The 25,375-nt window shown below is 70.6% G+C and carries 27 protein-coding genes; 9 read left to right on the top strand and 18 right to left on the bottom strand.

Annotation, left to right across the window (positions count from 1 at the left end; translation table 11 throughout):
- Together ACILQS_RS07710 and ACILQS_RS07715 are read right to left on the bottom strand one after the other, a co-directional pair.
- The coding region (locus ACILQS_RS07710; protein WP_395639538.1) for a nuclease-related domain-containing protein at positions 1 to 376 on the bottom strand (376 nt) is incomplete at its 3' end.
- 156 nt (positions 377 to 532) lie between these two features.
- Entirely contained in the window at positions 533 to 913 is a 381-nt protein-coding gene (locus tag ACILQS_RS07715) for a hypothetical protein (protein WP_395639539.1), read from the bottom strand.
- Between the two features lie 57 nt (positions 914 to 970).
- Between ACILQS_RS07715 and ACILQS_RS07720 the strand changes: the two genes are divergently transcribed.
- The 5 genes from ACILQS_RS07720 to ACILQS_RS07740 all read left to right on the top strand — a co-directional run bounded on the left by ACILQS_RS07720 (position 971) and on the right by ACILQS_RS07740 (position 6,164).
- Entirely contained in the window at positions 971 to 2,029 is a 1,059-nt protein-coding gene (locus ACILQS_RS07720) for an isopenicillin N synthase family dioxygenase (protein WP_395639540.1), read from the top strand.
- Positions 2,030 to 2,050: 21 nt separating this feature from the next.
- Positions 2,051 to 2,755 (top strand): purine-nucleoside phosphorylase, encoded by a 705-nt coding sequence (locus ACILQS_RS07725; RefSeq protein ID WP_395639541.1) that lies wholly within the window; start codon positions 2,051 to 2,053, stop codon positions 2,753 to 2,755.
- The gene (locus ACILQS_RS07730) at positions 2,755 to 3,873 is read left to right on the top strand and encodes a hypothetical protein (RefSeq protein WP_395639542.1); all 1,119 of its coding nucleotides are present in this window, start codon (positions 2,755 to 2,757) and stop codon (positions 3,871 to 3,873) included. The genes ACILQS_RS07725 and ACILQS_RS07730 overlap by 1 nt, the downstream gene beginning before the upstream one ends.
- A 7-nt stretch (positions 3,874 to 3,880) precedes the next feature.
- The gene (locus tag ACILQS_RS07735) at positions 3,881 to 4,702 is read left to right on the top strand and encodes an alpha/beta fold hydrolase (RefSeq protein ID WP_395639543.1); all 822 of its coding nucleotides are present in this window, start codon (positions 3,881 to 3,883) and stop codon (positions 4,700 to 4,702) included.
- Between the two features lie 100 nt (positions 4,703 to 4,802).
- Positions 4,803 to 6,164: a glucose-6-phosphate dehydrogenase gene (locus ACILQS_RS07740; RefSeq protein WP_395639544.1), complete on the top strand. Its 1,362-nt coding sequence runs from the start codon at positions 4,803 to 4,805 to the stop codon at positions 6,162 to 6,164.
- 16 nt (positions 6,165 to 6,180) lie between these two features.
- On the opposite strand, the gene ACILQS_RS07745 is transcribed toward ACILQS_RS07740, so the two are convergent.
- Genes ACILQS_RS07745 through ACILQS_RS07785 form a run of 9 tightly spaced genes read right to left on the bottom strand, consistent with a single transcriptional unit; the run spans position 6,181 to position 12,767 of the window.
- Positions 6,181 to 7,356: an iron-containing alcohol dehydrogenase gene (locus ACILQS_RS07745; protein WP_395639545.1), complete on the bottom strand. Its 1,176-nt coding sequence runs from the start codon at positions 7,354 to 7,356 to the stop codon at positions 6,181 to 6,183.
- Entirely contained in the window at positions 7,353 to 7,799 is a 447-nt protein-coding gene (locus ACILQS_RS07750; protein WP_395639546.1) for a YdeI/OmpD-associated family protein, read from the bottom strand. The genes ACILQS_RS07745 and ACILQS_RS07750 overlap by 4 nt, the downstream gene beginning before the upstream one ends.
- Before the next feature lie 2 nt (positions 7,800 to 7,801).
- Complete coding sequence (locus ACILQS_RS07755; protein ID WP_395639547.1) at positions 7,802 to 8,578, bottom strand: VOC family protein; 777 nt, start codon at positions 8,576 to 8,578, stop codon at positions 7,802 to 7,804.
- A gap of 24 nt (positions 8,579 to 8,602) precedes the next feature.
- Positions 8,603 to 9,418: an alpha/beta fold hydrolase gene (locus ACILQS_RS07760; RefSeq protein ID WP_395639548.1), complete on the bottom strand. Its 816-nt coding sequence runs from the start codon at positions 9,416 to 9,418 to the stop codon at positions 8,603 to 8,605.
- 14 nt (positions 9,419 to 9,432) lie between these two features.
- Positions 9,433 to 9,915 carry an SRPBCC domain-containing protein gene (locus ACILQS_RS07765; protein ID WP_395639549.1) on the bottom strand — a complete coding sequence of 161 codons (483 nt, stop codon included), beginning with the start codon at positions 9,913 to 9,915 and terminating at the stop codon, positions 9,433 to 9,435.
- Complete coding sequence (locus tag ACILQS_RS07770) at positions 9,912 to 10,268, bottom strand: ArsR/SmtB family transcription factor (RefSeq protein ID WP_395639550.1); 357 nt, start codon at positions 10,266 to 10,268, stop codon at positions 9,912 to 9,914. Before ACILQS_RS07770 ends, ACILQS_RS07765 begins: the two co-directional genes overlap by 4 nt.
- Positions 10,269 to 10,322: 54 nt before the next feature.
- Positions 10,323 to 11,057 (bottom strand): amino acid ABC transporter ATP-binding protein, encoded by a 735-nt coding sequence (locus tag ACILQS_RS07775; RefSeq protein WP_395639551.1) that lies wholly within the window; start codon positions 11,055 to 11,057, stop codon positions 10,323 to 10,325.
- Entirely contained in the window at positions 11,054 to 11,911 is an 858-nt protein-coding gene (locus tag ACILQS_RS07780) for an amino acid ABC transporter permease (RefSeq protein WP_395639552.1), read from the bottom strand. Before ACILQS_RS07780 ends, ACILQS_RS07775 begins: the two co-directional genes overlap by 4 nt.
- A 16-nt stretch (positions 11,912 to 11,927) precedes the next feature.
- Positions 11,928 to 12,767 (bottom strand): ABC transporter substrate-binding protein, encoded by an 840-nt coding sequence (locus ACILQS_RS07785; protein WP_395639553.1) that lies wholly within the window; start codon positions 12,765 to 12,767, stop codon positions 11,928 to 11,930.
- 112 nt (positions 12,768 to 12,879) lie between these two features.
- On the opposite strand from ACILQS_RS07785, the gene ACILQS_RS07790 reads away from it, so the two are divergent.
- Together ACILQS_RS07790 and ACILQS_RS07795 are read left to right on the top strand one after the other, a co-directional pair.
- Positions 12,880 to 14,145, top strand: a complete 1,266-nt coding sequence (locus ACILQS_RS07790) for a glycosyltransferase 87 family protein (RefSeq protein ID WP_395639554.1) — start codon at positions 12,880 to 12,882, stop codon at positions 14,143 to 14,145.
- A gap of 34 nt (positions 14,146 to 14,179) precedes the next feature.
- Positions 14,180 to 15,451: an MFS transporter gene (locus ACILQS_RS07795; RefSeq protein ID WP_395639555.1), complete on the top strand. Its 1,272-nt coding sequence runs from the start codon at positions 14,180 to 14,182 to the stop codon at positions 15,449 to 15,451.
- On the opposite strand, the gene ACILQS_RS07800 is transcribed toward ACILQS_RS07795, so the two are convergent.
- The 6 genes from ACILQS_RS07800 to ACILQS_RS07825 form a co-directional block, all read right to left on the bottom strand.
- On the bottom strand, positions 15,448 to 16,137 hold the full coding sequence (locus ACILQS_RS07800; protein WP_395639556.1) for a response regulator: 690 nt from the start codon (positions 16,135 to 16,137) through the stop codon (positions 15,448 to 15,450). The two genes, ACILQS_RS07795 and ACILQS_RS07800, sit on opposite strands and share 4 nt — an antisense overlap.
- Positions 16,134 to 17,429, bottom strand: a complete 1,296-nt coding sequence (locus ACILQS_RS07805; RefSeq protein ID WP_395639557.1) for a hypothetical protein — start codon at positions 17,427 to 17,429, stop codon at positions 16,134 to 16,136. Before ACILQS_RS07805 ends, ACILQS_RS07800 begins: the two co-directional genes overlap by 4 nt.
- Positions 17,426 to 18,595, bottom strand: coding sequence for a sensor histidine kinase (locus ACILQS_RS07810; RefSeq protein ID WP_395639558.1), 1,170 nt, complete (start codon positions 18,593 to 18,595; stop codon positions 17,426 to 17,428). The genes ACILQS_RS07805 and ACILQS_RS07810 overlap by 4 nt, the downstream gene beginning before the upstream one ends.
- Positions 18,596 to 18,787: 192 nt before the next feature.
- Positions 18,788 to 19,993, bottom strand: coding sequence for a homoserine O-acetyltransferase (locus ACILQS_RS07815; RefSeq protein ID WP_395639559.1), 1,206 nt, complete (start codon positions 19,991 to 19,993; stop codon positions 18,788 to 18,790).
- A 130-nt stretch (positions 19,994 to 20,123) separates the two neighbouring features.
- Positions 20,124 to 21,440 carry a bifunctional o-acetylhomoserine/o-acetylserine sulfhydrylase gene (locus tag ACILQS_RS07820; protein ID WP_395639560.1) on the bottom strand — a complete coding sequence of 439 codons (1,317 nt, stop codon included), beginning with the start codon at positions 21,438 to 21,440 and terminating at the stop codon, positions 20,124 to 20,126.
- Positions 21,441 to 21,555: 115 nt separating this feature from the next.
- On the bottom strand, positions 21,556 to 22,632 hold the full coding sequence (locus ACILQS_RS07825; protein WP_395639561.1) for an acyltransferase family protein: 1,077 nt from the start codon (positions 22,630 to 22,632) through the stop codon (positions 21,556 to 21,558).
- A 72-nt stretch (positions 22,633 to 22,704) separates the two neighbouring features.
- Between ACILQS_RS07825 and ACILQS_RS07830 the strand changes: the two genes are divergently transcribed.
- Positions 22,705 to 23,484, top strand: a complete 780-nt coding sequence (locus tag ACILQS_RS07830) for an SDR family NAD(P)-dependent oxidoreductase (RefSeq protein WP_395639562.1) — start codon at positions 22,705 to 22,707, stop codon at positions 23,482 to 23,484.
- On the opposite strand, the gene ACILQS_RS07835 is transcribed toward ACILQS_RS07830, so the two are convergent.
- Entirely contained in the window at positions 23,468 to 24,940 is a 1,473-nt protein-coding gene (locus tag ACILQS_RS07835) for an MFS transporter (RefSeq protein WP_395639563.1), read from the bottom strand. The genes ACILQS_RS07830 and ACILQS_RS07835 overlap by 17 nt on opposite strands.
- 44 nt (positions 24,941 to 24,984) lie before the next feature.
- On the opposite strand from ACILQS_RS07835, the gene ACILQS_RS07840 reads away from it, so the two are divergent.
- On the top strand, positions 24,985 to 25,375 hold a 391-nt coding region (locus tag ACILQS_RS07840), incomplete at its 3' end, for a phosphoribosyltransferase (RefSeq protein ID WP_395639564.1).

A 25,375-nucleotide genomic window follows, 5' to 3' on the forward strand; every position in this document is an offset into this window, starting at 1 on the left:
GTTCGCCCTGGGTCCGATGCAGCAAGTCGGCGAGCCGCTCGATCTCGACGGTGGCGTCTTCGGTGCCGCGCCAGACGCGGCCGCCGGCGATGGTGACCTCGCGCCAGGCCTTCGCGTCGACGAGCACGACGCCGCCGGGGCCGACGAGCACGAGGTCGACGTTGCCGCGCGCGGAACCCGGGCGGCGCCGGTCGGCGAGCAGCGTGTAGCCGAGCGGCTCGAGTTCGATCAGGGTGCGGGCGAGACGCTGCTCACCGGGGGCCGCCGCCTCGAAGCTGCGGGCCATCTGCCGGGCGATTCCGGCGCGCCGGGCGTGCTCGTCCGCCAGATCGCGCTGCCGTGCGGCCTCGCGCGCGGCAGAGTCTCCCGCAGCCACGGTCCCTCCGAATGTGCCGTATCCCCAGATAGTGCGGGGTCGTCCACTCCCCTCTCCGGCTGGGACGGCCCCTGCCCTCAGTGTGGTGAGTCGAGGATTCCCCCGGTATCGCGTCTTCGGGGGCCACCCGTTCGCGGCGCACCCCCGAGGGTGGTGCTACCGGCCTGGGACGAGCTCGCCGAGCACCAGCGGGAGCCCGAAGAGGCCGAGCGAGCCGATCACCCCGACGACGATCGCCACGATGCCCGGCGCCCTGCTACCCGGACGCCACATGCTGACGACGCCGAGCACGGCGGCGACGAGCGACAGAGGCGACAGCAGCGCGATCGCGCCGACGAAGACGACGCCGCCGCCGAGCAGCCCGACGTAGACGGCGGTGTCGACGTCCCCTGGGTTCTCGACCATGCCCACGACCCCCGTCGCGATCCAGGCGACGAGCGGGGCGATCCCGGCGACCAGCGCCAGGACGAGCGCGACGATCCCGAGACGGTTCCGCACGCGGGGGCCCGGGGGAGCGAGGGCGGCATCCGGGGTCATGCGGCGAGGGTAGTGCAGATGTAACCCCGCCGAAACGGGCGCTTGTTACCGTGACGCATGACCATCGCGCCGTCGGGCTTCTCCGTCCCCTCCATCGACATCACACCCTACGTCGCCGACGGCACCCCGGAGCAGAAGGCCGAGGTCGCGCGGGCGATCGACGAGGCGTGCCGCACGGTCGGGTTCATGCAGATCCTCGGCCACGGCATCCCGGACGCGACGATCGCCGGACTGACCGAGGCGATGGATGCCTTCTTCGCCCTCGACCTCGAGACGAAGAAGACCTACAAGACGCCGCCCAAGATCAACCGCGGCTATTCCCCGCCGAAGTCGGAGTCGCTCAGCCTGAGCCTCGGCGTCGAGAGCGCCAATCGCATGAACGACTTCTTCGAGGCCTTCAACGTCGGCGCGGCCAAATCGGACTACCCGGGCGTCGACCTGCCCGACGACGACTACGCCGAGAACGTGTGGCCCGAGGTGGCCGACTTCCGCGAGAAGGTCGACGCCTACTTCCGCGAAGCGAAGCGGGTGGCCGAGACGATGACGGTGATCTTCGCCGACGCGCTCGGGCTGCCCGCCGACTTCTACGACGCCTACACCGGTCATTCGCTCGACGTGCTGCGCATGAACAACTACGCACTGCCGCGCGGCACGAACATCCGTCTCGACGGCGACCTCATCGGCATGGGCGAGCACACCGACTACGGCATCGTGACGGTGCTCTGGGCCGACCAGGTGAAGGGCCTCCAGGTGCTCGGCACCGACGGCTCCTGGAACGACGTCAGCCCTGCCGACGACGCCCTGCTCATCAACCTCGGCGACGTCACCGGACGCTGGACGAACGATCGCTGGATGTCGACCCTGCATCGGGTCAAGCCGCCGATCGTCGACGGCACGATCGAGCGTCGGCGCAGCGCCGCGTACTTCCACGACGGCGACATCGACGCGCTCATCTCGACGATGCCGCACCTCGTCGACGCGGAGCACCCGAACCGCTACCCGGAGCCGATCACGGTCGGCGACCACATCCGGGCCAAGCTCGCCGGTTCGCGGGCCGGCAAGAAGAACGACGCCGCGGGGGCGGAGAAGGAGCGGGTGCTCTCCGCCCGGGGCTGATCGCCGGATAGCCTCGGGGGCATGGCCACGCCCCACCTCTCGGCCGAGCCGGGCGATTTCGCCCCCCTCGTGCTGATGCCGGGTGATCCGCGCCGCGCGCGCCGGATCGCCGACGAGTTCTTCGACGACGCCCGCCTCGTGACGGAGGTGCGCGGCATCCTCGGATTCACCGGCACCCACGACGGCCGCCCGGTCTCGGTCCTCGCGTCGGGGATGGGCGGACCGTCGATCGCCATCTACGCGACGGAGCTCGCGCGCTTCTACGGAGTCACTCGCATCGTCCGGGTCGGCACCGCCGGAGGTCTCCAGGCGGGGATGCCGCTGGGCACCGTCGTCGCCGCGTCGGTCGCGCACACCGACTCCGCGATGACGGCGGGCTGGGCACCCGGCGTTTCGCTCGGCGCCGCTCCGGCGTTCCCTCTGCTGCGCGCCGCGGTCGAAGCCGCCGAGCGCGACGGCGTGTCCCTGCGGGTCGGCCCCGTGTTCTCCAGCGACACGTTCTACCGCGACGAGTCGCCGACCGCGCTGGCCCGGTTCGGCACCCTCGCCGTCGAGATGGAGGCCGCGACGCTCTACGCCGTCGGAGCCAAGGAGGGCATCCAGACCCTGGCCCTGGTCACGGTGACCGACGACCTGACGACCGGGGAGAGCCTCACCTCGGAGGAGCGGGAGACGGGATTCGGCGCGGCGGCGCGGCTGGCGCTCGCCTCCGGACGGGCGGGCTGATGGCTCTCGATTGGACGGCGTTCAGCGCGCCGGTGTCCCCGCAGGCCGTCCAGACCTGGAAGGCCGCCGCGAAGGCCGCCGGACACCGCTGGTCGGGGGACGGCACGGCGCGCATCGTCGTGCTCTACGTGCTGCTGATCCCGATGATCGGGCTGCTCGTCATCTTCGGTGTGAGCCTGGTCGTCGGCGGGCTCGTCGGGCTCATCAGCGGCGACGTGGGCTCGGCTCTGTTCGGCGGATTCGGGATCGTGGTGGGCATCCTCTGCCTCGGAGTCGTCGCGCTGGGCATCTGGGGCCTCACCAAGATCGTCCCGAGCGAGCGCCGGTGGGAGCGCTGGCTGCGCCTGGACTGGTTCGCCCGCACCAATCGGATGACGTTCTCGCCCGCCGATCCGAACCCGAGCTACCCCGGCGCGATCTTCAGCACCGGCAGCGCCCGCACGGCGATCGACCACTTCCGCTCGATCGACGGACGGTTCTTCGACCTCGGCAACTTCCAGTTCGTCACGAGCAACGGCAAGAGCTCCACGACGCACACCTGGGGGTTCCTCGCGCTCAGCCTCGAGCGCCGGTTGCCGCACATGCTGCTGGACTCCCTCCAGAACAACACCTGGGGTCTCTCCGGGCTCGCCGGGCAGTTCGACCGCACCCAGGTGCTGTCGCTCGAAGGCGACTTCGACCGCTCCTTCACGCTGTACTGCCCGCGGCAGTACGAGACGGATGCGCTCTACGTCTTCACCCCCGACCTGATGGCGCTGTGCATCGACCAGGTGGCGCCGTTCGACGTCGAGATCGTCGACGACTGGATGTTCGTCTACTCGCCGCGCGGCTTCGCGATGGACAACCCGGCGCTGCTGGATCGGTTGTTCCGCATCATCGACGTCGTCGGTGCCAAAGCTCTCTCGCGGACCCGGCGCTACCGCGACGAGAAGGCGACGACGCCCGCAGGCCTGCCCGCCGGGTTCGCGGCGAACGTCGTCGCCCCGCGCGGGCAGCGGCTGCGTCGCCGGTTCCCGACCGCCGTCATCGTCGCGCTGGCGGTCGTCCTCGGGCTGCCGGTCGTGGTCGGCGCCCTCGTGATCATCGCCGCCGTGATCGGGGCGCTCGCTACCGGATAATCGTCGAGTGGGGGCATTCGAAACATCTGACGGGGTACTGCTCGACTACTCGGAGACCGGGGACCCGAACGGGCGTGCGGTCGTCCTGATCGCGGGCCTCAAGGCCGCAGCGACGAGCTGGCGTTACCAGGTGCCCGCGCTCGAGAGAGCCGGCTACCGGGTCGTCGCCTTCGACCGGCGCGGGCACGGCAGGTCCGAGAAGCCCGTGCACGGCGCGACGATCCTGCGGCACGGCGTCGACCTCCACGAGCTTCTCGACCGACTCGACCTGCGCGACGTCGCGCTCGTCGGCGGGTCGATGGGGGCGAGCACGATCTGGGCGATGGTGTCGCAGTTCGGCACCGACGGCATCTCCGGCATCGTGAGCGTCGACCAGACGCCGAAGATGCTCAACTCCGACGACTGGCCGTACGGCTTCTACGACTACGACGTCTCGAACGCCGACACCGCCTTCGAGACGGGCATCCCCGACCCCGGTCGGCATCCGCTGCTGAGGAAAGGCCCGGTGCGCATCCGCCGCTTGCAGAAGGCGATGGCGGGCGCCGATCGCCGCTTCAGCACCCCGGAGCTGCTTCTCCTGCAGGACCATGCGCTCGCCGACTGGCGGGCCGTGATCGCGGCGACCGATGTGCCCGTGCTCTTCGTCGCCGGAAGCGACAGCGAGTTCTGGCCGAGCGGGCACGCGCCCGCGGCTGCCGCGCTCGCGCCGCACGGCTCGGCGGTCGTCCTGCCGAAGAACGGCCATGCGGCCCACATCGAGCGGCCGCGGGCGTTCACGGCGGTGTTGCGGGAGTTCCTCGCCGGCCTCGAGAACGCCGTGCCGGGGTGAGCATCCCCACCTCCTCGAGCCGATCCTCGATCGGCGCCCGACGCGGGTCATCGCCGTCGACCGTGCACGTCGCTCGGAGGAGATCGCGGTACCGTCGAGCGTGGCTGCTCCCGCGATCTCGACCCTCGTCATCCTCGGCGCCGGGGGAGACCTCACCTCGCGACTGCTGCTGCCGGGGCTCGCGTCGCTCCTCGCCTCGACTCGCGGCAGCGACATCCGACTGATCGGCGTCGATCGCGATCCGATGACCGACGCGGCCTGGAAGCGGCGCGTGACGAAGGCGTTCTCCGCGGTCGACGGCCGCCGGATCGAGAGCGTGATCGAGTCGTCGAGCTACCTCCAGGCGGATGTCACCGACCCCGCCGCGCTCGAGCGGGTGCTCGCCGCGGCGACCGGGCGCACGGCGCTGTACTTCGCGCTGCCGCCGGCGGTGACCGTGCTCGCCTGCCGCACCCTCGCCGGGGTCGACCTCCCCGCCGGGATCGTGCTCGCGGTCGAGAAGCCGTTCGGCACCGACCTCAAGTCGGCGACCGCCCTCAACCGGCTGCTGCAGCGCCTGGTGCCCGAGGAGCAGGTCTTCCGCGTCGACCACTTTCTCGGCAAGTCGACCGTCATCAACCTCCTGGGACTGCGGTTCGCGAACCGCATCTTCGAGCCGTTGCTCTCTGCGCAGAACGTGGCCCACGTCGAGATCAACATCGAGGAGGACCTCGGGCTCGAGGGGCGGGCCGGCTACTACGACAAGGCCGGCGCGCTCATCGACATGATCCAGAGCCATCTGCTGCTGGTGCTCGCCCTCGCCACGATGGAGCCGCCGGCGACGGTCGCCTCGGAGGATCTCCGCGGCGCGATGGCGCAGCTGCTGCGGGCGACCCGGTCGTGGAAGAAGGACGGCACCGAGAGTCGTCGGGCGCGCTACACGGCCGGCACGATCGGCCGCCGCAAACTGCCGGCCTACACGAGCGAGGCCGGGGTCGACCGCACCCGTGGTACCGAGACCCTCGCGGAGATGACGGTCGCGATCGACAACTGGCGGTGGGCCGGAGTGCCGTTCGTGCTGCGGTCGGGCAAAGCCATCGGCGAGCCGCGCCAGGAGGTCGTCTTCACCTTCCGTGACGTGCCGCACCTGCCGACCGGATTCTCGGGCCCGAGTCGGCAGGCGCAGCTGCGCATCGGCATCAAGCCCGCGACGATGTCGCTCGACCTCGTCACCAACGGCTTCGAGGATCCCTTCGACCTCGAATGCGACACCCTCGACGCGAACTTCCGGCCGAGCGAGCTCAGCGCCTACGGCGAGGTGCTCGCCGAACTGCTCGAGGGCGACCCGACCCTCTCGGTGCGGGGCGACATCGCCGAGGAGTGCTGGCGCATCGTCGCTCCGGTGCTCGCGGCCTGGCGGGCCGACCGGGTACCGCTCGACAGCTATCCCGCCGGCACGCGCGGACCGCGGAGCTGGCGCTAGCTAGCGGCGGATCCGGTTAGCGAAAGATACCGGCGTACAGCTCCGCGATCTGCGGCGCCGTTGGAATCGTCGGGTTGTTCGCCGGCGAACCCGACGCGATCGCCTGCTCGGTCATCGTCGGGATCGCCGCAGCCCAGTCCTCCGCGGTGACGCCGAGGTCGGTGAGCGTCGGCACGGCGAGCTGCGCATTCAGCCGTTCGAGCTCGGCGACCAGCGCCGCGCCGGGGGCTGCGTCGTCCCCGTCGACGAGGATGCCGAGCGCCTGCGCGCACGCGGCGTAGCGCTCCGGCGCCCCGGCGAGCGAGAACCGGGTCACCGCGGGGAACAGCAGGGCGTTCGAGAGTCCGTGCGCGATCCCGAATCGGGCGCCGATGGGGCGGCTCATGCCGTGCACGAGCGCGACGCTCGCGTTGGAGAACGCGGTACCGGCGAACAGCGAGGCGAGCATCATGTCGCTGCGCGCCCGGAGGTCGCCGCCGTCGGCGTAGGCGGATTCGAGGCTGCCGCCGACGAGCGACATGGCGCGCAGGGCGAACGTGTCGCTGATCGGCGTCGCCTTGCGGCTCACATAGGCCTCCACGGCGTGAGTGAGGGCGTCGATGCCCGTGTCGGCGGTGAGCCGGGGCGGCATGGTGAGGGTCAGTTCGACGTCGACGATCGCCACCCGCGGGAGGAACGCGGGTCCCGCGCAGAGCATCTTCTCGTGCGTCGTGTCGTCGGTGATCACCGTGAACTGCGTCGCTTCAGAGCCGCTTCCCGCGGTCGTCGGAACCGCGAGGATCGGCAGCGCGCCCCCGAAGGTCTGCACCGGCGCCTTGTACTCACGCATCTCGCCGCCGCTCAGTGCGAGCAGCGCGATCGCCTTCGCGGTGTCGATCGGGCTGCCGCCGCCGACTCCGATCACGGCGTCCGCGCCCGAGTCCCGCGCGGCGGCGAGTCCGGCGACGACGGCAGAGGTGGAGGGGTCGGGCACGGTCTCCGAGAACACCGTGGGCACGAGCCCGGACTCGGTGAGGAGGTCGGCGATCTGCGCGGCGACGCCGTTCTGGGCGTGGAACGGGTCGGTGACCAGCAGCGGACGCTGGATGCCGAGCTCCCGCGCCGCCGCCCCGATTCCGTGCCGGGCTCCCGGCCCGACCAGCAGGCGCGGGAGTCGGAACGAGGCGACGTCGCTCGTCGGCGCGGCGCTCACGCGCGGCCCCTCAGCAGCTCGACGATCTTCGCGACGCGCCGGCTCCGGGTCTCGTCGCCCTTCGCGTCGGCGATGGTGCGCGCGTGCTCCTTCTGCCGCGACGGGGCTAGCCTCTCCCAGGCGGCGGTGGCTTCGGCATCCCCGGCGAGAGCGGCGGCCACTTCGGAGGGCATCTCGACCGTGCGCGGGGCGAGGTCGTGCTCCAAGGTCACCTCGACCTCATCCCCGCCCGCTTTGCCGGTCTGCGCCCGGGTCTCCGCGTTGAACGAGATGAGGGTGCGGCCGCCCATCACGGCGGTCGTCGACCGGTAGCTGTAGCCTCCGTCGATCGTGACGACCACGGGCACCCGCTTGCCCGCCCCGAAGGAATCCAGGACCTCGTCCGGGACGACGATGCCGGCATTGGCGCCGGCGCCCCACAGAGTGGTGCGGAAGGTGGGCATCCTCAGGTCCTTTCGGCGGAGCGGGTCTCGGGAAGGCGGATGAGCGTGAACAGCGTCCCCAGAGGGTCGGACGCGTGCACCATTCGGCCGAACGGGGTGTCGACGGGGTGATCGAGCAGGGCGCCGCCGAGTTCGCGGACCCGCGCCGCCGCAGCATCGGCGTCCTCGACGGCGAAATACGGCATCCAGGCGGACTCGTCATCGAGGTCGTCCCGCGCGCCGTCGTAGATCCCGGCTTGCGCCGCGCCGGGCTCGCCGTTCACGACCATGCGGAACTCGTCGGAGTCGCCCATCGACACCGGGCGCCAGCCCACCACGTCCCGGTAGAACGGCACGGCCGCCGCGAAATCCTCGGTGTGCAGCTCGAACCAGGTGGGGGCACCGGGCACGTCCTCGACCTCGAACCCGGGATGCGTCCCCGGCTGCCAGAATCCGACGCGCGCCCCGCTCGGGTCGGTCGCGATCGCCATGATGCCGAGGTCGCCGACGGGAGAGGGGCCGAGCTGGACCGAGCCGCCGTGCGCCTCGGCGGCGGTGGCGGCCGCTCCGGCGTCGAGCACCGCGAGGTAGACCAGCCAGCCGTCCTCCGGCATCGGCACGAGCCGGGCGATCCGATCACGACCGAGGCGCAGCGTCACCGAGCCGTCGAGCGACGTCGATCCCGGCTCGGTCGCCCAGCCGAACAGCCCCCCGTAGAACGCGAGCGAGCGCTCGGCGTCGGTCGAGGTCAGCTCGAGCCAGATCGGGTCGCCCGGCAGGCGCTCGGCGACGGAGGTCATGCGTCGCTTCTCACGACGGGGCGCTCACGAGACGCTCTGCCCGAGGAGGAATCGCACGAACTGCGGCTTCAGGGCCACCGGAGCGACCTGGTGCGTCTGTCCGGCGAGCACGGCGTGCTCGGCGCCCGGGATGACGGCCGCGACCTTCTCCTGGGCGGCGAGCATCTCCGGCGCGCCCTTGCTGCCGCACAGCACGAGCGCCGGGACGGCGACCTGCGCCAGCTCGCCCTCGGGAACCGCGAAGTCGCCCATCACGGCGGCGTCGTGGCGCAACGTCGGCGCGACCCGCAGCAGTTTCGACCACTCCTTCGCCGCCATCACCCGCATCATCAGCGGCACGAAGCGCGGCGCGCCGATCATGTCGACCATGAAGTAGGAGATCGCTTTCCCGTGCGCGCCGGAGGCGATGAGTCGGTCGAGATCGCCGTGGTAGTCCTTCGGCGACCCGTCCTTGTTCGTGCGCAGCCCCACCCACGGGGCCTCGTAGCCGATCAGCTTGCGCATCGGCACCCCGGCCGCGGCGGCGCGGTAGACCAGGCCCGCTCCCGACGACTGCCCCATCACGAACGCGTCGCGCCCGGTGGCGTCGATCACGGCGCGCAGATCTTCGTACTCCCGCGCGGGGGCGTAGGGGAGGGTGTTCCCGCTCTCGCCCCGGCCCCGGCGGTCGTAGATCACGACGGTGAAGTCGCCCGCCAGGGCTGTCGCGAGGTCGCGGGCCGGGCCGAACTCCCGGTAGCAGAACGCACCGTCGACGAGCACGAGCACGGGCCCTGCGCCGACGCGTTCGAACGCGATCCGCGTCCCGTCGGCCGACGTCGCCCACTCGGTTGCCGTCACCGTCCCAGTCTCGGTCACGCGACACCTCCGGCCAAGAGGTCATCCACCTTGTGAAAGGACTCGTTCCAGCCCTCGCGCGTCGGCGCGAGGAACTGCGGCGCGAAGGGACCCTGGTGGAGCGTCATCCGGGTGGTCGCGCCGTGGTCGTGCAGCCAGATCCGCAGGGTGACGTCGCGGAGCTCTCCCTCCTGGGCGTCCGCGGAGATGACGCCCTCGAGATACTCCGGCGGGACGACCACCGTCAGCCGAGTGCGGATCGGGTAGCGTGCGCCGGACGCGTCGTCGACCATGTCGAGGTCCCAGGTGCCGCCCGCGACGGCGTCGACGACGACGCTGGCGGGGTCGACGTGCACCGTCGCCGGTCCGAACCAGCGTGCGAGGTACTCGGGCTCGGTGAAGAACCTCCAGACGATGTCGCGTGGGGCGGCGAACGACCGAGTGATGAATACGTCGGTGTCGCTGGTGACGGGGATGTCGGGGACGGTGCTGTCGGTCATTTCTGTTCTTTCGTGTCGTCGGTGGCGAGGTAGTCGGCGAGAGCCGCGTCGAGGCGGTCGAAGCCGTCGTTCCAGAACTGCTGGTAGCGCTGCATCCACTCGGTCGCTTCCCTCAGCGGTTCGGCTTCCAGGTGGCTGTAGCGCGAGGTCGCGACGCGGCTGCGCGAGATGAGACCGGCGGTCTCGAGCACCCGGAGATGCTTGGACACGGCCGGCTGACTCATCGCGAACGGCTCGGCGAGCTCCGCGACGCTCGCGTCGCCGCTCGTGAGTCGCGCGAGGATCGCGCGGCGTGTCGGGTCGGCGAGGGCCGCGAAGACCGCGCTCAGCCGGTCGACGTCGAGTGTCGGCATCCATAACCTCCTGGTTTTGATAACCATAGAGTTATGGACGGGAGAGCGTCAACCTCAGGACGTGAAACGGGCGAGGAACTCCCGGGTGCGGGCTTCGCGGGGGGAGGTGAAGAGCTGCCTGGGCGGCCCTTCCTCGACGATGACCCCGCCGTCGAGGAAGACGACGCGGTGCGCGACATCCCGGGCGAACGCCATCTCGTGGGTCGCCATCAGGATCGTCGTGCCCTCCGCCGCGAGGTCGCGCACCAGTTCGAGCACGTCGCCGACCAGCAGCGGGTCGAGGGCGGAGGTGATCTCGTCGAGCAGCAGCACCTCGGGGTCGGTCGCGACCGCGCGCACGATCGCCGCGCGTTGCTGTTGGCCGCCGGACAGGCGATCGGGATGCTCGCGGGCTTTCTCGACCAGTCCGATGCGGTCGAGCAGCTCGAGGCCGCGCGCTTCGGCCTGCGCGCGGGGGACGCCGTGCACCTTCCGCGAGGCGAGGGTCACGTTGTCGAGCACGGAGAGGTGCGGGAACAGGTTGAGGTGCTGGAACACGACACCGAACCGGGCGCGGGTGCGGTCGACGTTCACCCGCGGATCGCTGATGTCCTCGTCGCGCAACAGGATGCGACCGTCGTCGATCGGCTCGAGCAGGTTGATCGTCTTCAGCAGCGTCGACTTGCCCGACCCCGACGGCCCGATGAGCGCGACGACTTCGTGCTCGGCCAGCTCGAGGTCGACCCCGCGCAGCACCGAGGTCTCGCCGAAGGACTTGTGCAGCCCCTCCACGCGCAGCACGGGGCTCATACGACCGATCCCATCTGCTCGCGGCGCCGCAGGCGGGCGGAGATCCAATCGGTCAGCCGGATGGTCGGGATCGCCAGCAGCACGAAGAGCACCGCCGCGACGATGTAGGGGGTGAAGTCGGCGAACTTCGCGGTCTCGATCTGTGCGGCGCGCACCGCGTCGACCACGCCGAGCACCGAGACCAGCCCGACATCCTTCTGCATCGCGACGAAGTCGTTCATGAGCGGCGGCGCCTGACGGCGGATCGCCTGGGGCAGCACGACGAGCCGCAGCGTCTGCGCGTGGCTCAGCCCGAGCGCGCGCGCCCCCATCCGCTGGGAGGGATGCACCCCCTCGATGCCGGCCCGGATGACCTCGGAGACGTAGGCCGAGTAGGTGACGACGAGGGCGATCGTGCCGAGCACCTCGGTCGAGATGCGCGTCTGCAGCAGGCCCGGCACCCCGAACCCGATGAGGAACAGCACGATGATGAGCGGCGTGCCGCGGAAGAGATCGGTGTAGCCGATCGCGAGCACCCGCAGCGGGAAGAAGACCGGTCCGCGCAGGGTGCGCAGGAACGCGATCAGGGTGGCGACGACGGCCACTCCGATGACCGAGAACGCGAGGATGCGCAGGTTGACGAGGAAGCCCTGGGCGACGCGCGGGAAGGCCGCGATCGCCGTGTCGAGGTCGAAGAAGCTGTCCTGCACCCGTGCCCAGCCGGGGGTGTTCACGACGAACGCCCAGAGCGCGACCGCGAACACCACGGTGGAGGCGGCGCCGACGAGCACGGACCTGACCGACTGGCGGCGACGGAAAGCCCGCCGCTCGAGCTCCAGAGAACTCGGCGGCGGGCCGTCCGCGGATTCGGTCATCCGTTAACGCTACGGCTTACTGGAGTTCGGGCACGCCCTGATCGGCTCCGAGCCACTCGCTCACCAGGGCATCCAGGGTGCCGTCCTCGCGCAGCGCGTCGATCGCCGCGCTGACCGCGGCGGTCAGCGGGCTGTCCTTGGCCAGGAGCACGCCCCACTCGTCGGTGGCGCCCTCGACCTCGGGCAGCGAGCCGAGGATGAATCCGCCGTCGAGTTCGACGCCGGTGATGTAGAAGGCCGTGGGCACGTCGACGACGATCGCATCGACCTGGCCGCTCTCGAGCGCGAGCTTCGCGTCGTCGTTGCTGTTGAAGACCTGGGCCCCCGCGGTCGGGGCGATGATCTCCTCGACGGCGACGAGGCTGGTCGTGCCGGTCGCGGCGCCGATCAGGAGGTCCTTCAGGTCGGCGATCGAGGTCGCCTCGGCCGCAGCCGAGCCCTCGATCGTGATGACGGCCTGGTCGGCCGAGTAGTAGGTCGACGAGAAGTCCACCGACTCCTCGCGCTCCGGCGTCACGGTGTACTGCTGGAGGTTGAAGTCGAAGTCCTTCGGGCCGGGCGCGATCGCGGCGTCGAAGCCGGTGCGCACCCAGACGACGTCCTCGGCTGCGAAGCCCAGTTCCTCGGCGATCGCGTACGCGACCGCGGCTTCGAAGCCCTCGCCCGACTCGGGGTCGTCGTCGATCACGTAGGGGTAGTAGGCGGGCTCGCCGGTCGCGATCGTGAGCTTGCCGTCGGTGACGTAGTCGCTCGCGGCGTCGCCACCGGTGGCGTCCGTCTGGCAGCCGGCGAGGCCGGCGCCGAGCGCGAGCACGCCGGCGGCGGCCGCGAGTCGAAGAAGGGGGGTGCGGAACATGGGTGCCTCCAGGGATCCGGGTGAACAGGGTCGATGCTGTGTCCTCCATTCTGCCGGTCCCGCGCTCGCGCGCCCGGCAGGTGTCTTCTCGTGACGCAACTACGCTGACGGGATGAGTGCGGTCCTGCGGCATCCGATCGCCCTCTGGGCCGGGTTCGCGGTGGCGCACCTCTGGCTGGGCATGCTCGCCCTCTACGCGCCGGGGCAGCCGATCGGCGACGTCACCCAGGTCTACAGATTCTGGATCGTCGACTACGCGTTCGCCGGGCACGGCTGGGTCGGCATCGACACCGTGTGGGTGTATCCGATCCTCGCGATCCTGCCGATGATCGCCGCCGCCGCCTTCGGCCCCGAGCTGTATGCCAGCACCTGGCTGACGCTCGTCATGATCGTCGACGCGATCGCGTTCGCGGCCATCGTCACGATCGGACGTCGGCACGGGGTCGCGCATCCGGGGTGGTGGTGGCTCGGGTTCCTCGTCGCGCTCGGGCCGGTCGCGGTCGGTCGGGTCGACTCGATCACCGTGCCGCTCGCGATGCTCGGGATGCTCGTGGTGCTGACCCGACCGGCGTTGGCGGGGGTACTGCTCACCGTCGCCGCCTGGATCAAGGTCTGGCCGGCGGCGCTCGTCGCCGCCGTGGTGGTCGCGCTCCGTGATCGCGTGCGGGTGATCGTCGGCGCCGCAGCGGTCACCGTGCTCGTGCTGGTCGTCGTGATCGCCCTCGGTGGCGCGGGCAATGTGTTCAGCTTCGTCACCCAGCAGACGAGCCGCGGGCTGCAGGTCGAGTCGGTCATCGCGACGCCGTGGATGTGGGACGCCACCCTCGGTCCCGGTCACAGTCGGGTGTACTACGACTTCGCCATCCTCACCTTCCAGGTGCAGGGGGACGGGGTCGCGACGGCGGCCGCGGTGGCGACGCCGCTGCTCGCGCTCGCCGCCGCCGCGCTGCTCGGGCTCGGCCTGCTCGCGGTGCGCCGCGGGCGGGAACCGGGGGAGGTGCTGCCCCCGCTCGTCGTGGCTCTGACTCTCGCGATGATCATCTTCAACAAGGTCGGCTCGCCGCAGTTCGTCACCTGGCTCGCCGTTCCGATCGTCTTCGGGCTCATGACGCACGCCTCGGGGCTCGGCCGCTCGTTCCGCGTCCCCGCCGCTCTCGGGCTCGTGATCGCCGCGCTCACCCAGGTGTTCTACCCGTACCTCTACACCGAGGTCATCGCCGCGAAGCTCTCGATCGTGCTCGTGCTCACCGCCCGCAACCTGCTCTACGTCGCGCTCTTCGCGTGGGCCGTCGTCGCACTGGCCGAGGTCGTGCGCAGGCCGCGATCCGACGGCCCGCACGACCTGTCGGCGGTAGATTGGCTGCACGCTCGACGGTGAGCCGTCCCGCCCCGATCGATCGGCTCACCCCTTCATGACCGTCCCTCTCTCGCCGACGCGTGTGCGCCTGGCCCTGCTGGCGCTCGCGCTCGGCGGATTCGGTATCGGTGCGACCGAGTTCGTCGCGATGGGGCTGTTGCCGCAGATCGCCGAGAACCTCCTGCCCGCCCTCACGGCGAGCGATCCCGACGAGGCCATCGCCCGCGCCGGCATCCTCATCTCCGCGTACGCGGCGGGCGTCGTCGTCGGCGCGCCGACGATCGCGGTGTTCGCGGCGCGGTTCCCGCGCAAGGGGCTGCTGCTCGTGCTCGCCGCCGCCTTCACCGTCGGCACGCTCGCCTCGGCGGTCGCGCCGACCTTCGAGCTCGTCGTCGTCGCCCGTTTCGTGGCGGCGCTCCCGCACGGGGCGTACTTCGGCATCGCGGCACTCGTCGCGGCGTCGCTGATGGGCCCGGGCAAGCGAGGTCAGGGGATCGCGCTCGTGCTGTCGGGTCTCACGATCGCCAACGTCGTCGGCGTCCCCGCCATCACGTTCCTCGGTCAGCAGACCGACTGGCGCACCGCCTACGTCGCGGTCGCGGTGATCTTCGCGCTCACCGTCGTCGCGATCCTGCTCGTCGTGCCGCGGCAACCCGGCGATCCCGGAGCGACCGTGCGTCGCGAGTTGGGTGGCTTCACCCGCCCGGCCGTGTGGTTCGCGCTGCTCACCGGCGCCCTCGGCTTCGGCGGGTTCTTCGCGGTCTACACCTACGTCGCGCCGCTCGTCACCGAGATCACCGGGCTCCCGATCTGGGTCGTGCCGATCGCGCTCATCGCGGTCGGTGTCGGCATGACGGTCGGCAACTTCCTCGGCGGGCGCCTCGCCGATCGCGGGGCGCTCCGGGCCGTCTTCCTCCTCTTCGGCGTCCTGGTGCTGTCGCTGCTGCTGCTCGCGCTGACCGCTCCCACCATCCCCGGGCTGTTCGCCGGCCTCTTCGCGGTGGGTCTGGCGTCGTCCGCGATCTCCCCGGCGATCCAGACCCGATTGATGGATGTCGCGGGCGAGAGCCAGACTCTCGCGGCGGCGGTCAACCACTCGGCACTCAACCTCGGCAACAGCCTCGGCGCCTTCGTCGGCGGCGCGGTCATCGCCGCCGGGTGGGGGTACCTCGCGCCGACCTGGATCGGGCTGGCGCTGTGTGCGCCCGGCATCCTCTTCGCTGTCCTCGGCGGACTCGTCACCCACGGGGAGGCGAAGCGCCGTCGCTCGAGTGACCTCGCTCCTAGCGGAGCGCGCGCAGCCGTCGGGTCACGCGAGGACGGTTAGAACGACCCCGGGGCGCCGTCCTGCAAGAGGATGCCGTCCTGGATCGCCCGGCGACGCAGGGCGACCTTCGTGCCGACGTCGATGCCGGCGACGCGGTACTTCTCGCGGATCCGCTTGAGGTAGCTCTTCGCCGTCTCCTCGGAGATGCCGAGCTGGTACGCGACCGCCTTGACCGGCTCGCCGCCGCCGTAGAGCGCCATCACCCGGCGCTCCTGGGCGGACAGCTTCGGGGCACCGCCGATGTCGGAGGCGTTGAGGGCGAGGTCGAGTTCGGCCGAGATGAAGCTCTCGCCCTTCGCCGCCGCACGGATGGCCTCGATGATCATCTCGACCGGCTCGCTCTTCACGAGATACCCGAGGGCACCGGCGCCGAGCGCCTCGCGCACGACGTTCGGCTCCGAGTAGGTGCTCATCAGCACCGTGCGCACGCCCGTCGTCTTGAGGGTGGAGATCTTGAGCGCGACCGGGAGGTTGTCCTTGAGGTCGAGGTCGAGCAGCACGACGTCGACCGGGAACTCGGGGTGCGTCAGCAGCTCGGGCCAGGTGGGCACGGCCGCGACGACGGAGATGTCGTCCGCGGTGCTGCGGATCCACTCCGTGAGCGCGCCCAGGATCATGCGGTGATCGTCGACGAGCGCGACGCGAATCGGGGCGGCCACGAGGGTTCCTTCCGTCAGGGTGGTCATTGGTCAGCAGGGTTGTCGACGATGCACTCGATATCGACCCGCAGGCTGGCGTCCTGAGTGGAGTCAGAGTATCGCCCGATGCGGCCGATGGCGTCCCAGACACCCGAGTCGACGCGGTTTCGCGGGACGCCGGTCGAGGTCACGGTGATCGGCACCGCGATCTTGTGGTCGGGGACCGCGGTGCCCGGCACGACCGGGCCGATCTGGATGGTGAGGGTGCGCGCCGTCCCCCGTCGTCGCGGGTTGGCGGCGGAGGGGACGTCGGCGACGAGAAGCCAGGCCGCGGACAGCAGTCCGTCGCGCTGGGTCGGGTCGAGCAGACCGGCCAGGCTCGACTTGTCGGAGAGCGTCACCGACTTGCCGAGCTGCTCCGACTCGCTGACCGCGTGGTAGAGCCAGGTCTCGCGGCGCCCCTCGATGAGGTGCAGCCGCAACTCGGTCGCGAGCTGGGCGGCGACCGAGGCGTTCTTGGGGGTGAGCGGCAGTTTCGTCTTCTCGTTCGCGACGGCATCCAGCAGCTCCTCCGCCGCGAGGTCGAGGCGGGCGAGCTCTTCGGAGGCGAGCATCCCGACGGCGAAGCGCGGTGCCGAGACGGTGCTCTGCACGAGGACCCGGTCCAGCTCGACCTGGACCATGCGCCGGAAGCTCTCGACGATGACGACGCCGATGATCGGCGGGAGGACCGCGCCGGCGATCGCGGTGATCTGGGTGGCGACCCAGCCCGAGTCCTCGAAGGCGCCGACCGGGGCGTCGAAGAAGATCACCGCGAGGAGAGCGATGCCGAGGATGGCGGCCGCCGTGAGGATCTCGATGCGTCCGCGCAAGGCGACGAGGACGAGCAGCGCCATCCCGGCGGTCAGGGCGGCGGTCGCGTGCCCGCCGATGTTCCGCAGCTCCCAGATGGCGATCACGTCGAGCGCGAAGGCGATCGCGAGCCCGGCGAGGAAGAGGCCGAACATCCAATCGGGGAGACGGTCGCCGCTGACCCGGGACATGACGATCGCGCCGATGAGCACCGCGGTGAGGACGATCCAGGCGGCGAGAGCGGCGAACGGTTCGGGGTAGACCTCCCACTGCGAGGCGAACCAGATCAGCCCGTAGACGGCGCGCAGGCCGACGACGATCACGGCGCCGAGACCCAGGAAGGCGGTGCCGAGGCTGGCCCGGTGGGCGTTGGCCGCCCGGCTGAAGCGCCGAGCGGTGCTCGTCACGGCGCGGCGGGCGTTGCCGACGACGACGCCGAGGGTGTTCTCCTCGGGTTGCGAGAAGGTGATCGTGTCGCCCTTGCTCATCCGCGCGGCACCTCCAGGGCGACCGTGGTGCCCGATCCGGGCGCGGAGAACAGCCGGGCGTTGCCGCCGACCTCGCGCAGTCGTCCGACGACCGATTCGGCGAAGCCGAGCTTGGCCTCGTCGATGTCGTCGATGTTGAAGCCGACCCCCGCGTCGGTGACGAGGGCGCGCACCATCTTGTCGTCGTCGGTGATCGTCACATGCGCCTCGGTGACTCCCGAGTGGCGCCGCACGTTCTCGAGGCATTCGGCCAGGGCCATCAGGAACGCGTCGAGCACCTCGCTGGGCAGGAGGACCTGCCCGGTGCCGTGCCAGGCGACCGTCAGACCCATCCGGCCGAACCGCTGCTTGACCGACTCCAGGGTCGTGCCGAGCACGGTCTCGTCGGGGTTGACGACGGGGATGGTGCCCGTCTCGGTGGGCACGGCGGGCATCTGTCCGAGCCGCAGTTGGCGCAGCAGTCGGGCGTCCTCGGCGGCCTGCTGGCGCAACGCTTCGGGCTTCACCCCGACGCCGGAGTGTGCCAGAAGTGTGAGACTCGCGAGCACGGTGTCGTGCAGGAGTCGCGCCCCCTGCCGGCGTTGGGCTTCGAGTTCGCTCGCCTGGCGCTCGGCGCGGTGGGCGCGGCCGATGCTCGCGATCCGCTTCGCGACCTGCGGCACGCCGGCGTTGATCCACACCGTGATGAGCGCGGCGAGCCCCCAGCCGACGAGAACCGTCCCGCCGCTGCGGAGCGCCTGCGCCGGGGAGTCGATCTCGGCGAGGACGACGGCGGCGACACCCCCGAGTGCGCCGACGACGAGCAGGGCGATCCGCGGGACGCTCGTCGTGAGCACGAGGGCCAGCGAGGCGAGGCCGGCGGCCGCCACATGGATGATCGCGAGCGATGCCGTCGGCGTCGGCGGGGTGGCGACGAGCCCGACGAGGAGCACGAGCCCGGTGCCGCTGACGAGCGCGACGACGGGCCACCAGATCGACCGGTTCATGCCGACCGCGACGAGGGCGGCGGCGAGGACGAGGTAGAGCGGGACGCCCAGGAGCAGCACCGGGAACGGGACGGCGCCGGGGAGCGCGAAACACAGCGCGGAGACCGCCGTGAAGCTCAGACCGTAGACGCGAGCGCTGCGCTGGAGGAGACGGTCCCGCTCCTTGCTGATGAGATCCATGCTGCGGGCAATCGTGACACAACGTGCCACGCGAACGGGGGGTGCCACGCGGAAGGCCGGGGTACCATGACGGGGTACAGTTCCACCGCACTGCTGGGGTGCACGAGGGGCGCGATGCCGCGACGAGACGCGGAACGCCACACATCACCTGGGGGTGTCGGAAGGGCCGCGAGCAACGCGGCCCTTCTCCGATCAGGTCTCGAGCAGGCGCTTCAGCTCTGCCCCGACGAGAGCGTCCTCGATGAGGAAGGCGTCGTGGCCGAACGGCGACGAGATGACGACGGGCACGTCCCCGTCGATATTGCCCGGCAGGTGCCGCGCGATGATCTCCTGACCCTCCACCGGGAAGAGTCGGTCGGAGTCGATCCCGAGCACGAGCGCCGTCGCGGTGACGGTCGACAGGGCCGCCGCGACACCGCCGCGGTCGCGTCCGAGGTCGTGCGAATCCATCGCGTCGGTGAGCACGAGGTAGCTGTTGGCATCGAACCGCCGCGTGAACTTGTTGCCGTGGAAGTCGAGGTAGCTCTCCACCGCGAATCGGCCGCCGCCGCCGAGGGGGCTGATGCCGCTCTGCCAGGAGCGTTCGAACCGGTCGTTGAGCTCTGTCGGCGAGCGGTAGTTCAGCAGGGCCATCCGGCGTGCGAGGGCGAGCCCGCGGTGCGGCCCTTCGCCCTCGGCAGCGTCGTAGTACTCCCCGCCGCGGAACGCCGGATCCATGCGGATCGCCTCGGCCTGCACCGAGTTGAGCGCGATCTCATCGGCACTCGACAGTGGGGGAGCGGCGAGGACGCCGAGGCGCTCGACTCGATCGGGATGCCCGACGCCCCACTCGAGCACCTGCATCCCGCCCATCGAGCCCCCGACGATGAGCGCCCAGCGGTCGATGCCGAGGAGGTCGCTGAGCCGCGCCTGGGCGGCGACCTGATCGCGGATCGTGAGGTACGGGAATCGCGGGCCCCACTCCGCGCCGTCGGGCGCGAGTGACGCGGGCCCGGTGGAGCCCTGGCAGCCGCCGAGCATGTTGGGGGCGACGACGAAGTAGCGGTCGGTGTCGAGCACCTTCCCGGGTCCGACGAGTCCCGACCACCAGCCTCCGGTGGCGTGGCCGGGGCCGGCCGGGCCGACGAGGTGGCTGTCGCCGGTGAGGGCGTGCAGGACCAGGATCGCGTTCGATCCGTCGGCCGCGAGTTCGCCCCAGGTCTCGTAGGCGATCGTGACGTTCGGGATGTCGCCGCCGCGTTCGAGCGCCAGGTCGCCGACGGCGGCGAAGAGCCGGTCGCCCGGGTGGTCGCCGTGGCGCCACGCACCCGTCGCGGGAGGCTTGCCGGCGACACGGCGGCGCTGCGACTCCGTCACGAACGCCGACGGCGCGGCATCCTCGGGAGTCTGCCAGTCCATCCGTCCGATTCTGACGTACTTCGGAGCCGTGTTACGGCACGCACAGAACCCTCTCTGACCGTGAGGAACCCCGCACGCGGGGCTCCCTGTGGTCGGAGAGGGTTCTGTGGCGAAGAAGGGTGGGTGACGCCTAGGCTCCGGCGTTGGCGGCGCTGACCTTGCGGGCGGCGGCGAAGCCGGCCTCGAGGTCGGCGGTGAGGTCGTCGATGTTCTCCAGCCCCACCGACAGCCGCACGAGGCCCGGCGTCACGCCGGTCGTCAGCTGCTGCTCCGGGGTGAGTTGCGAGTGCGTCGTCGAGGCCGGGTGGATGATGAGCGACCGGACGTCTCCGATGTTGGCCAGGTGGCTGAACAGCGTGACGTTCTCGACGAGGGCGCGGCCGGCATCCACCCCGCCCTTGAGCTCGAACGACAGCACGGCGCCGACGCCCTTCGGCGCGTACTTGCCGGCGATCTCGAACCACGGGCTCGACGGCAGGCCGGAGTAGTTCACCGACGCGACATCCGGGTGCGCTTCGAGCCACTCGGCGACCGCCTGGGCGTTCTGCACGTGGCGCTCGATGCGCAGCGACAGCGTCTCGACGCCCTGGATGAGCGAGAACGCGCTGTCGGGGGAGAGGGCGGCGCCGGTGTCGCGCAGCAGCTGCACGCGCGCCTTGATGACGTAGGCGATCGCGTCGCCGAGCACCGTCGTGTACGACGCGCCGTGGTACGAGGGGTCGGGCTCGGTGAGTCCCGGGAACTTGTCGACGTGCTGCGACCAGGGGAACTTCCCCCCGTCGACGATGACGCCGGCGATGACGGTGCCGTGCCCGCCGAGGAACTTCGTCGCCGAGTGCACGACGATGTCGGCCCCGAACTCGAACGGACGGATCAGGTACGGCGTCGCGATCGTGTTGTCGACGATGAGCGGCAGGTCGGCGGCGTGCGCGACCCCGGCGACCTTTTCGATGTCGAGGATGTTGATGCGCGGGTTGCCGATGGTCTCGGCGAAGAGCAGCTTCGTGTTGGGCCGGATCGCGGCCTTCCACTCCTCGGCGTCGTCCTGGTTCTCGACGAAGGTGACCTCGATGCCGAGTTTGGCGAGCGTGTACTTGAAGAGGTTGTAGGTGCCGCCGTAGATCGACGACGACGAGACGAGGTGGTCGCCCGCCCCGGCGATGTTGAGCACCGCGTAGGTGATCGCGGCCGACCCGGATGCCGTGGCGAGCGCCGCGGTGCCGCCTTCGAGCGCGGCGATGCGCTCCTCGATGACCGCCTGCGTGGGGTTGTTGATGCGCGTGTAGATGTTGCCGAACTCGGCCAGCGCGAACAGGTTGCGCGCGTGGTCGGCGCTGTTGAACACGTACGACGTGGTCTTGTAGATCGGGGTGGCGCGCGCGTTCGTGACGGGGTCGGGAGCCGCGCCGGAGTGGATCTGCTTGGTCTCGAACTTCCAGTCCGACATGGGGTGCTCCTCGCCTTGATGGGTGCCCGAGAAGACGGTCTCGAACGGTTGCGAGCCTAAGTCGGCGGCCGCCGCCGTGTCAGGTCGGCTGCAACCTGGCGTAACGAGACGGGGATCAGGGGTCGCGCCGTGCCCCGACGGCATCCTCGCGGGATTCCCCGTGGAGGTCGTCGGTCTCCCGCAACAGCCAGCGCGGCTTCGGCTCGACGAACGGCCGGAACAGACGGCGCACGACGGGGCTGGAGAGCACGATCGCGATCGCGGTCGAAGCGAACACCATCGTCAGCAGCCAGGTCGCCGACGCGTGGTCGTCGCGCAGCACCCCGGATTCGCGCAGCGGGTAGAGCACGAAGCTGTGCAGCAGGTAGACGTACATCGTCGCCTGCCCGAATGCGCTGAAGAACGTCTCCCGCCGGGGGACGAGCACGAAGAACGCGGCGCTGAGGACGACCGCGAGCGCGATGAGGCCGAGCCGCAGCAGCCCCGCCCACCACACCGGCTCGCCGAGTGCCTGGTACGAGTCGTCGTAGAAGAACCAGAACCGCAGGTCGAAGGCTCGGAAGAGCTGGATGTTGAGAGCCACGACGGCCAGCCAGACACCGAACAGTCCGAGCGCGACCGCGCGCCAGCCCCAGACCGCCGCGCCGAGATCGCGCCACCGGTCGACGACGTTCCACTGCCGAAGCTGCCAGCCGAGCACGAAGAACGGCAGGATGCCGATGGCCCGGGAGAGCGAGAAGGTCGAGTCGACGTTCGCCAGATATCCCACCCCGACGCTCAATGCGATCGCCCAGGCGACGGGCCAGCGGACGAGCACGAGGTAGGGCAGCACGAGGCGGAAGATCGCCAGCGCGAGCAGGAACCACAGCGTCCACGACGGCTCGGTCGGGTTGAACACCGGGCGCCCCTCGACGAGGAACTGCACGAGACTCCAGATGGTCTCGAAGATCACGTACGGCAGCACGAAGTCGGAGAGCACGCGACGCATCTGGCGTGTCCCCGGCGGCGAGGCCTTCGAGAAGTACCCGCTGATGATCGCGAACGCGGGCATGTGGAACGCGTAGACGAAGAGGTAGAGGGTCAGCGCGTTGTCGGAGTCGAGCGCCTGCCGCTGGATCGCGTGCCCCATCACGACGAGCACGATGCAGGCGAACCGCGCGTTGTCCCACAACGGGATGCGATCGCCTCTCACCTGATCACCCTACGTACCCTCGCTGGTCGAGGAGCGGCGCAGCCGCGTGTCGAGACCTCGTACGGTGGATCCATGACGAAGCGCGTGGTCGTGACGGGTGCCAGTTCGGGGATCGGCGAGGCGACGGCCCGACGGTTCGCCGCCCAGGGGTGGCAGGTGATCGGCGTCGCCCGCCGGGCCGATCGGCTCGCGGCGCTCGCCGCGGACCTGGGCGACTCCTTCACCGCCGTGGCCGCGGACCTGACCGACGCGGCCGACGTCGCCCGCGCCCGCGACGAGATCGCCGCGCTCGGGCGGCTGCACGCCCTGATCAACAACGCGGGCGGCGCGTTCGGCATGGCGAGCGTCGAGGCCGGCGACCCCGACGACTGGCGCGCGATGTTCGAGATCAACGTGCTCGCGGTGAAGAACGTGATCGCGGGTCTGCTCCCCGCGCTGCGCGACGGCGCCCGGGATGCCGGCCACGCCGACATCCTCACCGTCACCTCGATCGCGGCCCACGTCGCCTATGAGGGCGGGGCCGGCTACAACGCCGCCAAAGCCGGAGCGCACATGCTCACCGCCGTTCTGCGGCTCGAGCTCGCGGGGGAGCCGATCCGGGTGATCGAGATCGCGCCGGGCATGGTGAAGACCGACGAGTTCTCGCTCGTGCGCTTCGGCGGCGATCAGTCGAAGGCCGACGCCGTCTACGCGGATGTCGATGCGCCGCTGGTGGCGGACGACATCGCGGAGGCGATCGTGCACGCCGTGGAGCTGCCGGGGCACGTCAACCTCGACCTCGTGACGATCAAGCCGGTCGCGCAGGCGGCGCCGCACAAGGTGATCCGGGCGCCGCTCACGCCGAAGGCGTAGTCCCCTCGACCAGCTCGGCTTCGACCGGGTCGGCGAACGCCAGCTTCGGCACGAAGAACAGCAGCACGGTCGCGACGAGGGCGCTCGCCCCGCAGACGATCCACACCGTGTAATAGCCGGAGAGGCTCGCCGCGGTACCGACCCCGGCGGTGACGCCCGTGGCGAGCGCGAGACCGAAGGTCGCCGAGGCGAAGGCGCCGCCGATCGTCTTCGTCGTGTTGGTCAGCCCCGTCGCGATGCCGGTCTGTCCGAGCGGAGCGGCCGCCGCTGCGGCGGCGGGGAGGGCGGCGACGAGGGCGCCGGAGCCGGCGCCCGCGATGCAGATGCAGACGAGCACCTGCGCGAGGTCGTCGTGGAAGAAGATCAGCGCGAAGTAGCCGACGGCGACGAGCGCCGTCGCGCCGATCAGGGCGACGCGCGGCGAGAGGCGCCGGGAGAGGATCGCGAAGAGCGCCGCCCCGACGATGAGCGAGATCAGGTAGATCCCGATCACGACCGACCGCATCCCGGACGACAGTCCCAGCCCGTAGCCGGCGACCTCCGGGTCAGTGCCGGCGAACGTGGACAGCGGGATCTGGGCGCCGAGCACGCTGATGCCGAAGAGGCCGGCGGTGACCTGCACCGGCCACATGTTCTTCTGCGCCACCATCCGGAGGTCGATCGCCGGATCGTCGCGACCGAGCACCCAGCGGCCGAACGGCAGGAAGGCGAGGAGCCCTAGCGCCATGACGACCCACACCCACCAGGTCTCGGGGCCGTTGATGCGCAGGAAGGTCAGCGACGACGTCGTCAGCAGCAGCGCGAAGGTCAGCAGCACGAACCCGACGAAGTCGAGCGAGCGCCCGGTCGAGCGCTCCGACTCCGGCACGCCGAACAGGATCGCGAAGAACGCGAGGGTCACGACGAGCGCCGGCACGGCGAGGGTGAGGGCCACGTTCCCGCCGAGAGCGGTGAAGATCGCGCCACCGCCGAGGGCACCGGCGATCGCCCCCGCTTCGAGGGCGATGACCAGGAGGCCGGCCGCGCGACGGGTCTGCGAGACACCGGTCTTGCTGCGGCGGCCCTTGTCGAAGATGAGCGCGACCTCGAGCGGCAGCCAGACCGCGTAGAAGCCCTGCAGCGCCCAGGCGATGAGGAACGTCGTGAAGTCGCCGGAGAACACCAGCCACCAGGATGCCGCCGCCGTGAGCGCCGTCGAGATCAGCAGCATCCGCTTGTGACCGAACATGTCGCCGAGCTTCGCGAGGATCGGCACGGCGATCGCGGAGAGCAGCAACTGCGCCGCCTCGAACCAGTTGAAGTCGGCATCCGTGATGCCGAGGTGGTGCACGAGATCGCTGATCAGCGGGATGTAGTACCCCTGGATGATGCCGCTCGTCAGCTCCAGCAGGAACAGGAAACCGACGAGGGCGAAAGTGATCTGGGCGAGAGACCGCGGCGTCCCGGCGTTCGTCATGTCGGGAGCCTAGTGGCCTCGACGGCACCCGGTAGGCTCGCCGAGTGGCTGACGAACGCGAGATCCTGACCTACGAACTCTTCGGTCAGGCGGCCCGCGAGCTCGCCACCACGATCGCGAACGACGGCTTCCGTCCCGATGCCATCATCGGCATCGCGCGCGGGGGTCTCACGCTCGCCGGAGCCCTCGGCTACGCGCTCGAGGTGAAGATGCTCGGCAGCCTCAACGTCGAGTTCTACACCGACGTCGAAGAGACCCTCGAGGCGCCGATCGTGCTGCCGCCGACCCTCGACCAGGATTCGCTGCAGGGCAAGAGCGTCCTGCTCGTCGACGACGTCGCCGACTCGGGTCGTACGCTCAAACTCGTGCTCCAGTTGCTCCAGGCGGGCGGCGGCGAGGTGCGCACCGTCTGCATCTACACGAAGCCATGGACCG

Origin of the sequence: Pseudolysinimonas sp. (assembly GCF_044239695.1) — a bacterium.
Taxonomy (GTDB): Bacteria; Actinomycetota; Actinomycetes; order Actinomycetales; family Microbacteriaceae; genus Pseudolysinimonas_A.